The organism is Lutibacter maritimus (assembly GCF_900116115.1).
Taxonomy (GTDB): domain Bacteria; phylum Bacteroidota; class Bacteroidia; order Flavobacteriales; family Flavobacteriaceae; genus Lutibacter; species Lutibacter maritimus.
Window position 1 is genome coordinate 23,500 of record NZ_FOZP01000006.1, and the last position, 13,333, is coordinate 36,832.

The 13,333-nt window shown below is 30.0% G+C and carries 7 protein-coding genes; all 7 read right to left on the reverse strand.

Annotation, left to right across the window (positions count from 1 at the left end; all coding sequences use genetic code 11):
- The 7 genes from BM335_RS10465 to BM335_RS10495 all read right to left on the reverse strand — a co-directional run bounded on the left by BM335_RS10465 (position 1) and on the right by BM335_RS10495 (position 13,330).
- The gene (locus BM335_RS10465) at positions 1 to 3,120 is read right to left on the reverse strand and encodes a SusC/RagA family TonB-linked outer membrane protein (protein WP_090226809.1); all 3,120 of its coding nucleotides are present in this window, start codon (positions 3,118 to 3,120) and stop codon (positions 1 to 3) included.
- Positions 3,121 to 3,347: 227 nt separating this feature from the next.
- Positions 3,348 to 4,778 carry a glycoside hydrolase family 125 protein gene (locus tag BM335_RS10470; protein ID WP_090226812.1) on the reverse strand — a complete coding sequence of 477 codons (1,431 nt, stop codon included), beginning with the start codon at positions 4,776 to 4,778 and terminating at the stop codon, positions 3,348 to 3,350.
- 4 nt (positions 4,779 to 4,782) lie between these two features.
- The gene (locus BM335_RS10475; protein WP_090226815.1) at positions 4,783 to 5,625 is read right to left on the reverse strand and encodes an endonuclease/exonuclease/phosphatase family protein; all 843 of its coding nucleotides are present in this window, start codon (positions 5,623 to 5,625) and stop codon (positions 4,783 to 4,785) included.
- A 4-nt stretch (positions 5,626 to 5,629) separates the two neighbouring features.
- Positions 5,630 to 7,651, reverse strand: a complete 2,022-nt coding sequence (locus BM335_RS10480; RefSeq protein WP_090226818.1) for a glycoside hydrolase family 97 protein — start codon at positions 7,649 to 7,651, stop codon at positions 5,630 to 5,632.
- 11 nt (positions 7,652 to 7,662) lie between these two features.
- Positions 7,663 to 9,897, reverse strand: coding sequence for a DUF4838 domain-containing protein (locus tag BM335_RS10485; RefSeq protein ID WP_090226821.1), 2,235 nt, complete (start codon positions 9,895 to 9,897; stop codon positions 7,663 to 7,665).
- Positions 9,898 to 9,911: 14 nt separating this feature from the next.
- Positions 9,912 to 11,093: a PNGase F N-terminal domain-containing protein gene (locus tag BM335_RS10490; RefSeq protein WP_090226826.1), complete on the reverse strand. Its 1,182-nt coding sequence runs from the start codon at positions 11,091 to 11,093 to the stop codon at positions 9,912 to 9,914.
- An 11-nt stretch (positions 11,094 to 11,104) separates the two neighbouring features.
- Positions 11,105 to 13,330: a GH92 family glycosyl hydrolase gene (locus BM335_RS10495; RefSeq protein WP_090226829.1), complete on the reverse strand. Its 2,226-nt coding sequence runs from the start codon at positions 13,328 to 13,330 to the stop codon at positions 11,105 to 11,107.
- Positions 13,331 to 13,333: the final 3 nt, after the last annotated feature.

Genomic DNA, 13,333 nt, shown 5'->3' on the forward strand with positions numbered 1-13,333 from the left:
TTAAAAACTTAATGATAAGTTTAAAAATACTGTACTTGATGTTGGTGATGATAAGTTTTCAAAACCAACAGCATTAGTTGACGTTGCATATACAGATTCTGGGTCAACTCCATTTAAATGACTACTAATTAACCATACATTATTGGCAGAAATTCCAGCTTTTGCATTTTGAATACCTGAATTCTTTAACCATTTTGCTGGTAATGAATAATTTAATTGAATGTTTCTTAATCTTACATTTGAAGCATCATAAATGTTCGCTTCAGTAATTCCTAAGTTTCCTGATCTTGTAGTTATCGTATTCCAGTAAATTTGTGGAGATACTGCTACGGTATTAGCAACATACCCTCCATTTCCATCATTTACCACACCATCAACAATAAATTCTTCTCTTGCACCATTTACAACTGTTACTGCTGCATTTCCTGAATTTTGAAGAGTTCTATTGGTTCCTGAAAATATTTCACCACCAATTCTAGCATCAATTAAAAAACTGAATGATAAATTTTTGTATGATAATGTATTTGAATAACCAATTAACGCATCTGGTTGTTGATTTCCTAACTTAAACTTTTCACTTGTAGCTGTAGGTAAACCATTACCATCTACAATTATGGCTCCAAAATTAGGGTTTGTAGGTTCTTCAACTCTTTGATATTTAGTTCCCCAAATTTCACCATATCCACCACCTGCAGTTGCAAAAACAGTTACATTATCAAAACCTCCTAATTCATATTGAGTAACTTCATCTGTAAGTTTTTCAATTGAATTTTCATTTTTAGAATAATTTAAACTCATTTCCCAAGAGAAACCATCAGGATTGTCAAGAATTGTACCATTCAACATCAATTCAAAACCTTTATTTTGAATATCTCCAGCATTAACGATTTCACTATTATAGCCGCTTAATGGATCTAATGGAAGTTCTATCAATTGATTTGTTGCATTAGATTTATACCAAGAAAAATCCATTGCTAAACGATTGCTAAAGAAACGACCGTCAATACCAAATTCTACTGATTTTATTAATTCACTTTTTACATCTGAATTAAATTTTACATTACCTGTTGTAGCTGTTGTATTTCCATTAGGATCTTTACCAATTGAATAACTATTGTACAATCTGTATGGATCTAAATCATTTCCTACTGCAGCATATGATGCTCTAACTTTTCCAAAGTTAATCCAGTCTGGTAAGTTTCCATCTTGTTTTTTAATCATTTCTGTTACAACTAATGATGTGCTTATAGAAGGATAGAAAAATGATCTGTTTTCTTCACTTAAAGTTGATGACCAATCGTTACGTCCTGTAAAATCTAAATATACATATCCATCATAGTTTATTTGCATAGAACCATATAAAGAGTTCATTTTTCTTTCACTAAAAATTTGATCAACCGTTGGCTTATCTTTTCCATTGTTTAAAGAAAATAAGTTAGGAACTTCTAACTCTCCTGAACTTGAATTAATTCCACTTGCTGTTTGAGACATTAAGTTACCTCCTAATGTTAATGAACCACCAAATTTTCCAAAAATATTATCTTGTTGTGCAATTAACAACGCACTATAATTCTTTTCAGAAAACGTACTTTTACCTAAACTGTAACGTCCGGTATTTGAAAGTGGGCTTCCTGCATATAATTTTGATTCTGTGCTTGTAGTATACAAATCAGCACCAGCTTTTACTTCAGCACGTAACCAATCATTAAATTCATACTTTAAATTTCCATTTAATAAAAAACGATCTCTAGCATCGGTACTTAAGTTATTTTTAGCTCCCCAATAAGGATTCATTGAGTTTGAAGGAACATACCAAATCATATTTCCAAATTCATCACTTCCAGATTTAAAATCTGCAACATTTACTGAACGAGGTAACATATACATTGTACCAAAACCGTTAGAAATATTTGATCCATTTAAAGGACGGTTATCTGCTTTTGAATTTATATATTGAACTTTTACATCGGTAGTCCACTTATTATCTTCACCAAATTTAGATACTGCCCTGGTTAATAAATTAACTCGTTCTAGTTTTGCACCTGGTATTTTACTATCATCATTTAAATATGTTGCTGATGAAAAAACAGAAGTTGCATCACTAACTTGTTGCTGAAATGACAATGTATGTGTTTGGTTAATTCCTGTTTTAAAATAAGTATCTAAATTATCATATGCCTTTAACGCTACTTGTTCTCCGTTCCAATTAGTAACTTGTTGACCTTCAATTTTTGGTCCCCAACTTGATCCTGAAACTTCATCATATACATTATTTGCACCTTGCCCATAAACACTTTGAATTTCTGGAGTTGATCCAATTGTTTCAAATCCAATTGTTGTTGAATACGTGATTCCTAATCCCTTTTTTACTTTACCACTTTTTGTAGTAATTAAAATTACACCATTACCTGCACGCGAACCATATAATGCAGCTGCAGATGCTCCTTTTAATACTGACATACTTTCAATGTTTTCAGGATTTAAATCTCCTAAACCATTTCCCATATCTTGTGATGGATTCCAATAATCATTATTTGCGGCTCCTGTAAAGTTATCCATAGGAACTCCATCAACAACAATTAAAGGTTGGTTATCTCCTGTTAAAGAGTTATTCCCTCTAAGAATAATTTTAGAAGAACTTGCAGGACCGTTGCTTGATCTAACAATTTGTACACCAGAAACTTTACCCGAAATAGAATTTGCTAAGTTATTTTCTCTTGATTGAATTAAAGATTCCCCATCAATTTCTTGAACAGCATAACCTAAAGATTTTTTCTCTCTTTTAATACCTAAAGCAGTTACAACTACTTCATTAAGTGATTCTGCACTTTGAGTTAATGCTACGTTAATTAATGTTTTTCCTTTAACAGAAATTTCTTGAGTTGCATACCCCATAAATGAAAATTGCAATACTGCATTTTCACTTTTAACATCAATACTAAATTTACCATCAAAATCTGATGAGACACCAACAGATGTGCCTTTGATTATTACATTTACACCTGGTAGCGGAGCTCCATCCAATGCATCTGTAATTGTTCCCTTTACTGTTTGGGCTTGTAAACTAGAAAAACCTAGTACACAAATTAAAAAAAACAGTTTTAGTGCTTTTTGTATCATTCATTATATAATTTGAGTTAATAATGAATAAAAATATAAATGAATAACCTTTTCTTTAAATAATTTCGACCAATAGCAATTCTAAAACGTTATAGGTTGCTTATTAGAAATTAAAATTATATAAGATACTTGTCAATTTTTAGAATGTATTACAAACAAAGAATTAAATTTTTGAATATTACTTACAATTGAACTTGATAATGCTAAATTATATTAATAAAAATATGCTAAAACTCTTCTAACAATATTTTCCTGTTTTCGTTGAAAACTTTTAATATTAACTCCCCAAATAATGTATTTGCCCAAGCAAACCAATCTCGAGAATAGTCATTAGGATTGTCCTTATCAAAACTTTCATGCATAAATCCAGTTCCAGCATGAGTTGCTTTTAACATTTTTATACATTTCACAATTTCTTTATCATCAGTACTTGTCATTGCGCGCAAGATAATGCCCATTGGCCAAATTTTATTTTTTCCTGTATGTGGACTTGCTTGTCCATCTGCATATTTTCCTTTTAAGAAATATGGATTATAATTGCTTAATAAAAATTTTCGGGTATTTTGATATATTTTATCATTTGGCTGATGTGCTCCTAAATACGCTAAAGACATTAATGACGGAACATTGGCATCATCCATAAATAACTTATTTCCAAAACCATCTACTTCATAGGCATAAATTTTACCGAAATGTAAATGTTCTGCAACAGCATATTTTTTTATGGCTTTATCAACTTCTAAAGCTAATTCCGCACATTCTTTTGCAAAACTTTCATCTTTAATTACTTCAGAATAAATAATAGACAACTGCTGTAATGATAACACTGCAAATATATTTGAAGGAATTAAATAAGGAAACATTGTAGCATCATCTGATGGGCGAAACATTGAACAAATAAGTCCATTTGGTGTAATTGGTCTTCCTGTACCTTCAAAAGGAGGTGAGTCAATTACAGAAGTTGTTTCACGGCTAAATATATATGTTGATTCGTTATTTTTACGCTGTTCTGTTTTGAAGGTTTTTAAAATTAAACGCATAGCTTTATTCCAATCTTTATCAAAAATTGAAACATCTTTAGTTATTTGATAATATTCATTTGCTAACCGAATTACATAACAAAGTGAATCTACTTCCCATTTTCGCTCATGCACTCCTGGTAACATTAAAGTTTTGTCAGATTTCCAATGAGATATTTTAGTTTTATCTTTATAAAAAGCATTTGCATAAGGATCTAATAACACACATTTTACTTGCCTATTTATTAAACCTTTAATTAATTGTTTTAATTTTTCATCTTTTAAAATTAAGGGCATATAAGGCCAAACTTGTGCTGTAGAATCTCTTAACCACATAGCATCAATATCTCCAGTAATTACAAACGTATCTGGCTTTCCATCAATAATTTCAAAATCTATAGTAGTGTCTAATGTGTTTGGGAAACAGTTTTCAAACATCCACGCTAATTCCTCATCTTTTATTACCACCTTTACCTTTTTAATAGTGTTTTCAACGGCAATACTAGTGAAATTTCGTTCAGATTTTAGTGGTCTTTTACTTATAAACTTCTCTTGCTCAAAAGCTAACATATTTTGTGGTAAAACTAATGCTCCAGCTGCAACTAAAGAGCTATTTACAATAAAATTTCTTCGTTTCATACTGTTATTTTTTAATTAAAACCTCAACAAAAACTGGTAAATGATCTGATGGAAATTTACAATTTTTTGAATCGCTTAATACCGCATATTTTTTAACAGATATATTATTTTTACTTGTAAAAATATAATCAATTCTATCGGTAACTGGTTGATTAAACTTAAAGCCATTAAAAGTTCCTTTTGGTCCAAAAGGAGTTACTTTACTTATTTTTTCAGAATCATTTAATATTTTTGAGATGGTTTGAATTGGTTCCGTTTCTGGTATTAAATTAAAATCTCCTGTTAATATTACTGGTAATTTTTTTTGATTGAGTTCTTCAATTTTTTCAAGAATCAATTCAGCGCTTTTAAGTCTAGCTTCGGTTCCAATATGATCAAAATGTGTATTAAAAACATAAAACTGTTGTTTTGTAACATTATGTTGAAACAAACCATACGTACAAATTCGTTCCATTGAAGCATCCCAACCAACAGATATTTTATTTGGCGTTTCACTTAACCAAAACGTACTACTTTCTATTACTTTAAACTTTTTTGAATTGTAAAAAATTGTGCTGTATTCTCCTTTTGTTTTACCGTCATCTCTACCAACTCCAATGTAGTTATAATTAACAAAAACACTATCTAAATAAGCTACCTGATGATGCAATCCTTCTTGTATTCCAAAAATATCAACTTCATAAAAACCTATTTGATTGCTTAAAAATTCCTTTCTTTGCGACCATTGGTTTTCAACATCATTTGGATTATCATAGCGAATATTATAGGTCATTAATTTTAAAGATTGACTTTCTGCTTTGATATTAAACATAAATACGGTTAAAAGTAAAAATATATATTTTTTCATGTTACTAATTTATTGGTGAGAATTTTATGGCTTGTCCACCACCAGCTGCTAATTTTAAATTTAGAACTGTTTTTGAATCAACTTCTTCTGAATAAATTTCAATTGCTTGTGGGTTTGTTTTCCAATTGGCATTTTCTCCATCGGCAAAAATTTCTGCTACATATTTTTTATTGGAATCTAAAAACGATAAGTCAATTTTTAGCTCTCTCCTATTTTCGTCAGTACAACTTCCTAAAAACCAATTGTCACTATTTTTATCTTTCCTAACAATTGTAACATAATCACCAATTTTACCATTCAATACTTTTGAAATTTCCCAGTCAACAGCTAAATCTTTAACAAATTTAAAAGCTGGCTGATTCTCATAATTTTCAATTAAATCAGATGCCATTTGCATTGGGCTGTATAATATTATAAACAAACTTAACTGCTTTGCCAAGGTGGTATTTACTCGTGATGTTCCTTCATCTAAATCATTCCACTTTACTCTGTTTTTGGCGTTTTTAAACAAAATATCAAACGTTCCTGGAGTGTAATCTAATGGTCCTGCCAAACTTCTTGTAAAAGGTAAAATTGTATAATACTCTGGTGGATTTCCAGAACTCCAGGCATTCCATTCCATTCCTCTTGTTCCTTCCCGAGTCATCATATTTGGGTAAGTTCGTCTAATTCCAGTTGGCTTTATAGGTTCATGAGCATTAATCATTATTTGATATTTTGCTGCTTTTTCTATCACTTTTCTATAATGGTTTACCATATATTGCCCATGATGAAATTGTCCTTTTGTTTTAATGACTCCAGCATATCCTGTTTTTACAGTTTTAATACCTAAATTATGATACATCATAAAGACTTTATCTAAATTTTCTTCAAAAAAATCGGCATCACCACCAGTTTCAACGTGGCCAATAAGTTGAATATTTTTTGACGTTGCACATGCTGCAATTTCATTTAAATTAAAATCTTTATATGGAGTTACAAAATCAAAAGCACCTTTTTTCCCCCAATTTTCCCAACCTGTATTCCACCCTTCTACCAAAACACCTGAAATATTGTTATTTGATGCAAAATCTATATATTTTTTAGTATTTACAGTTGTAGCTCCGTGTCTTTCACCTAAAGTCCAAGTATGTGTTCCTAAATGCATTCCCCACCAAATACCAATATATTTCATGGGTTGAATCCAAGATGTATCTTCAATTATATTGGGTTCATTTAAATTCAAAATTAAATTGGATTCAACTAATTTCTCTGCACTATCAGTAATTTGAACTGTTCTCCAAGGTGAAACCATTGGTGTTACTGTTTTAACTTTTACGCCATCTGGCCAAGGCACTAAATTACTTCTAAATGAAAAATCTTTTTCTTTATTTTTTAGTAAAGTCATATCTGCATAATTTGTTAAATTTGCTTCATGAATACTTACAAAAACTTGATTTTCAGACTGAAAAGTTATTGGTGTATTTGCATTTTCAATTTCATTTAAAGGTTTGTTTTGATATAATTGCTCGTATGAATCAAAATTTGCAGGAGTAAACCAACCTTCAAAATTTTTAGAAAAATTAAATTCCGTTAATTCTTCAGAAATTAAAATACTGTCTAAATTTTTTTGAACTGGTATTTGGTATCTAAAGCCAACTCCATCGTCATAAACCTTAAAAATAACGTTCATTTTTCTAAAAGGTTCTACTTTTTCTTGAAGTGAAACCTCTAATTGATTGTAATTATCAATTATGGTTTTATTTTCTCCCCAAACCTGCGTCCATAAAGTATTTTTAGTTGTAATTTTAAAATCACTTATTAAAAAATTACCATTCAAAGGTTTGGAATTTTTTAATAACAAACCCAAATTAGATGGTTTAATAAGTATAGAATCTTTAAAATTTACAGAGTATAAAATAGCGCCACTTTTGGTTTGAACAAGTACTTCTATTTTTTTATTAGGTGAACTTATTTTTAAATTATTTTCAGTTTTACAGCTCATTAACACTATAAAAGATAGTAAAACACAAAAAAACTTTTTCATTTTTTTTTAATTTAGTTTATAATTACTTCATCTGCAAAAATCCAAGATGGTAAATCGGCTGCGTGGTGCCAATATGGTGCTTTATTCATATTCTCAGCAATAATTTTTATATACCGAGCTTTTACTTTTGAAAATTCTAGATTAAAATATTTTATATCGTTTATTTTACTTGTTTTTGTTAATGGTGTATCATTTTTTAATACACCAAGTTTCTCAAATTTTTGATTATCATTTGAATAGTAATAGGAAACTTTTACGGGGAAAAATACGATATGATTACTCACTTGTAAAAATGCTGTTGAAACTGAACTTATTTCGGTAACAGCTTCTAAATCAATAATGGCTTCTAAATTAGCTCCTTCAAAACCTAGCCAATTTGCATAAAAATTACTTCCACCTAAAGCGCCATCTGTTAATGTTTGTGGATTTTCATTTGCATATTTTTTAGGTTTGGTTAGCAAGGTCACTTTTTTTGCAAAAGCTTTATTTGGTTGCGAAGCAACTTCTAACGATTTTTTATAATTATTAAAATATTCTTCAACTGTAAAACCCATTTCATTCATTAAAGTTATATTATTCTTTTTACAGGTTTCATAAAAATTGATAAGCTTTTGATTTACTACCGGATTTATACTTTTAGTTCCGTTTTTATCTGAAATAACTAATTGAAAGTCTTCTGAAATTCCTTTTTTACAAGCTTCTAAAATGGCATAATCCACGCTTATTCTTGCACACTTTACACGATTTAAAACTTCTGGTGAACTAGCAGCTTTTTCAGCTTCATTAAAAAATGAATTGTATTGTTTTAACAATGCTGGTTTTAAAAAAGAATTAAAAGCTTGTGAAGGATCTCCATACAAAAACAAGAAAAAATCATTGTCTTCTTGTATTTTTTCATGAACTAAATCTATATATTTTTTCACATAAACGCCAGATTCTTTATAATACCCATTGGTAAATTCTGTAATCAATTCATCAATATTTAAACTTGGATTCCATAGTAATTTTGCAGTGATATAGGAACGTAATTCAAACAATTCACTTGGATTATGACTGTGTTGTTCAAACACCCAAGTTGCATTATTTTCACTAAAAAGCTGAATATTTGGTTGTAATGTATGCAAATTTGGAAACGGCGCTAAAAAATTAGTAAACTGCGTAGTATAGTCCCATATTCTAATATTTTCGGTTATTTGTTTCCAACCTTTTAAATCTTCCGAAAAATCAATACAATTTTCTTCAATTGGTGCACTTCTATCACATTCTATTGAACATAGCGTAATTAGTACATTGCTTAAAGGTTTTGTTTTTGAAGGCTTACGAGTGTATTGATATGCCAAAGTTGAAATTGTTTTGTCTGGAAAATTGGCAGCAATTTTATTTACAAATTGAATCATAGTACCACTAGAGCTTCTTTCGGTTTCATCTATGATTTTACATTTTTCACAGGTACAATACTGCTGATTATCATTTTGACTAACGGAAATTACATTTGCATCTGGATACTGACGAAACAAAGATGCTACAGAATCTTTCACAATTTCATAAACCTCATTGTTAGTCAAACACAGTTGAGTTGGTAACCTTTTGGTTCCTCTTAATGCATAATATTCTGGATTGGTTTTATAAAAAACTTCCTCAGGAATAAATTTATTAAAAGTATGCACTCTTGCTGATGGCACATAATAAGGAAAAGCATTTGTGGTTACTTTATGTTTGGCAGCAAATTCAGGATTTTCATAAAATAATTTTGAATGAACAGTTCTAGTTGTTATGTTAGGTGTATATGAATAATTGATCGTATTACTCAATACAATATTTTTTGAAGTTGGAATTTCTTCAGCTGTAGGCGAATACCATTTACATTTTAAGTAACTTTCTAAAAACTCATAAACTGCATTTTGCACTGCTGAATCTGAACCTCCTACAATAAAAATATTTGAATTTTCAGTTGAAATTTTCAATTGATTTTTATTAATATTCTGAACTTGAACAACTATTTTTTTCTTGTTTATTGATTGATGTTCTTCAGTTACAATTGGAATTTTTGCTGTTGAAATTATTTGAAAGTATTTTTGCAATACTCCTGAAGCATTTTTTATATCACTTGAAGCATCACTTTTAATAACAATTTCATAATTGGAAACACCATTTGAAACCAATTGTAATTGATTCTTGTTATTACAAGAACTAAAAATAATTGCATTAAAAACAATTAAACTTATCAAAAAACTAAAGTTTTTCATAATAATAATTTAAATTAATCTTCGTAAGTAATATATGCAGAAACCAACCAATGATTTAACTTATCATCATAAGCAGCTGTTGCAGGAATTAAAATTTGCATAGTATGTTTGCCAGCTTTTAAATCGCCTAAATCAATAACAAAAGGCTTAACATAAGAACCTGGACACCAATTTGATCGAGATAAATCTGATGAAGCAATACGTTCTTCAATTTCTTTAATTTTATAGGCTTTTGCCTCAAAATCTATATAAGATGCCGAATCTTTTTTAAGCCAAATACCTGAAGTTGGGTTAAATCTTCTAAAAGAAGCGCAATCATCTCTCCAAGGAATGGTATCTAAAACCATCTGATTATCAATAAAAATACTATTTTTAATTTTTATAAACTCATCACCTCCTTCATGTCCTCCGTGCCCAGTAGTTGTGAAATACAATCTTACATTTTTTGCGTTTTTCAACAATTCAAAATTTTGATCTAACGGCCCTGTAGCAAAAAAATCTGGTAAAGATTGACCATTAACATACGAAATAGTATTTACCAATGGCAGTACTTTTAAAGTCTTTCTTGGTCGATTAGAATAAATTAAATCTACATCAACTTTATAACCTTCACTTGTCCAAGTATCAATCCAAACACCAACATAAAAAGTATTACTAACCAAGCTTTTTAAATGAGAAATATCTTGTTCCCAAACAACTTCTTTTTCCCAAGTTGGAATATAAACTGGTCTTCTGTATTTTACAGTATTATCACTGTAATAACCTACACCAAAAGGTGTCATAAAACGCAATAATTCAATAACTGGAGCGTAGTTTTCAGTAGCTTTTACTCCTTTAAATTTACTATATACAGTTGAATTTGAAGGAAATTCTTTATTATTTTTTGAAATATTTAAAATAGATAATTCATTCAAATCTTTTACAACAAAACAAGAACCTGACTTATCCCAACGGTCACCATTTGAACGCAATGAAACTTTAATTTTAACATCCGTTCCTTTTGGAAAACTAGGAACGGTTATTTTTTTATAAATAATTCGACCATTTTCCAATCGAATAACATCGGTTTCATTATCAGTTTCTCCACCAAAATTAATTGGTTCATTTTTAAAAACAGTATGAGTTATATTTTCTTGAGCCTTAACAGAAAAAAAGGCAGTAAAAAATAATGTCACAAATAAGGGGGTTAATTTCATTTTAATTGTATTTATTTTAAGATAATTTTTAGGTTTTGAGCATTCACCAAATCTTCATGATTTATAAAATAGCCTCGGTAAATTTTTCCATTTAATAAAATTTGCTGAATATATCCGTTAGCATTTGTATCTTTTTCAATAATCAACTCGCTATTTTTATAATATTTTGAATCTAACTGAATGGTAATTTTATCAAACAATGGTTTTGTAATGGAATACTTTGGTTCTCCTGGAGCAATTGGATATATACCCATCATAGCATATACAACCCAAGCCGACATAGTTCCTGTATCATCATTTCCAGGAATTCCATCTGGTGCGTTTGTAAAATATTTTTCAACTAATTCTGAAACCAATTTCTGACTTCTCCATTCTTCACCTTTTACATAATTAAACAAAAACGGATACGCAATATCTGGCTCATTTGCCATATCAAATTGATTATCATCAAAGACTTTTTGTAATTGATTTATAAATGCTTTATTTCCACCCATTATTTTTTTAAGTCCTAAAATATCGTGTGGAATCATAAATGCATATTGCCAAGCATTTCCTTCAATAAAACCAACATTTTCGCTAAAATTAGCACCATCATTCGGATCAAAAGGTTCGTACCAATAGCCATTCTCTAATCTTGGTCTTAGCAATTTTAAATTTTTATCAAACAACTTTCTATAAGAAATTGAACGATTATAAAATCGTTTATAATCATCCTTTTTGCCCAATTCTTTTGCTAGTAATGCTATAGAATAATCTGCAGCATTGTATTCTTGAGTAGTAGAAACCGAACCTCCATTATCAGTAGTTAAATAGCCTTTTTCAATATAATTTTTTAAACCTGGACGTAAAGGATTATTCTCAACTTGGTCTGCACTTTTTAACATTGCCTTGTATGCTTTTTGTACATCAAAATCTTGAATTCCTTTTAAATAAGTATCTGTAATAACAATACTTGCCGGATCGCCAACCATTGTAAATGTTTCGGTAGCATTTAATTCCCATTTTGGCAACCAACCATTTTCATCATACATAGCTAACATACTTCTAATCATATCTGATTGTTGTTGCGGATATACTAATGATAGTAATTGATGCACATTTCTGTAGGTATCCCATAACGAAAAAACGGTATAACGTGTTCTTTCAGTTTTTCCAATTTTACCAGTTTTAATTTCAGGATATTCACCGTTAAAATCGTTCAAGGTATTTGGGTGAATTAAGGTATGATATAGTGCTGTATAAAAAACAGTTTTATCATTTGTTGAGCCACCTTCAACTTTAATTCTAGAGAGTAATTTGTTCCACTCAGTGTAAGTTTCTTTATAAATTTCGTTAAATGATTTGTTCGAAGTTTCTTTTTCTAAATTTTCACGCGCATTTTCAATACTTACATAACTCACTCCTATTTTAACTTCAACACTTTCTGTTTTATCAAATTTATAGGTAAAATAAGTACCTATACTATCCCCAACTACCATTTTTGTGGAAGCATCCATCAGTCTAGTTTTACCATTATAGCCCATCCATTGTGCTTCTACTCCGTTATATGTTGTTGGTTTTTTCCAAACTCCAAAATTATCAGCAGGTTTAGAAAACTTCGCTACAAAATAAACTGGATATGCTGCTTCTGGGCTGTTATAACAAAATGAACCAACAGAACGCATTCCTTCAATTTCGGTTGAAGAAACCACTTTTACCATGGCACCTTGTTCATTGGTTAAGCCCAAGCCTAAATTCAGTAAAATATTTGATTCACCTTTTGGAAACGTAAACTTACTAACTCCAACTCTTTTTGAAGTTGTAAATTCAGCTTTCACATTGTATTTATCAATTTCTGTACTATAATACCCTGCTTTTGCAACTTCATTAGAATAGGTTGAGCCATACTTTAAATGATTGGTTTCTACTGCGCCAGTTGTTGGCATTAACAATAAAACACCTAATTCTGGGCAACCTACTCCGCTTAAATTTACCTGACTAAATCCTGTTAAAAAGGTATTTTCGTGCACATATGGATTGGACAACCAACGGCTGTCTTTTTCCAAAGGTAAATTTTGTGGTCCAGCAACATTAAACGGGCTTATACTTGCCATTCCTCTTGGTGCAATTGGGCCAGGAAATGTTGCTCCGTAATTAGAAGTTCCAATAATTGGATTTACATAATCTACAGGTTCTTGCGCTTGCACTGTAAATAGTATGCTAAAAGCAAATAATATAAAAAATAGCGTATTCTTCATTTA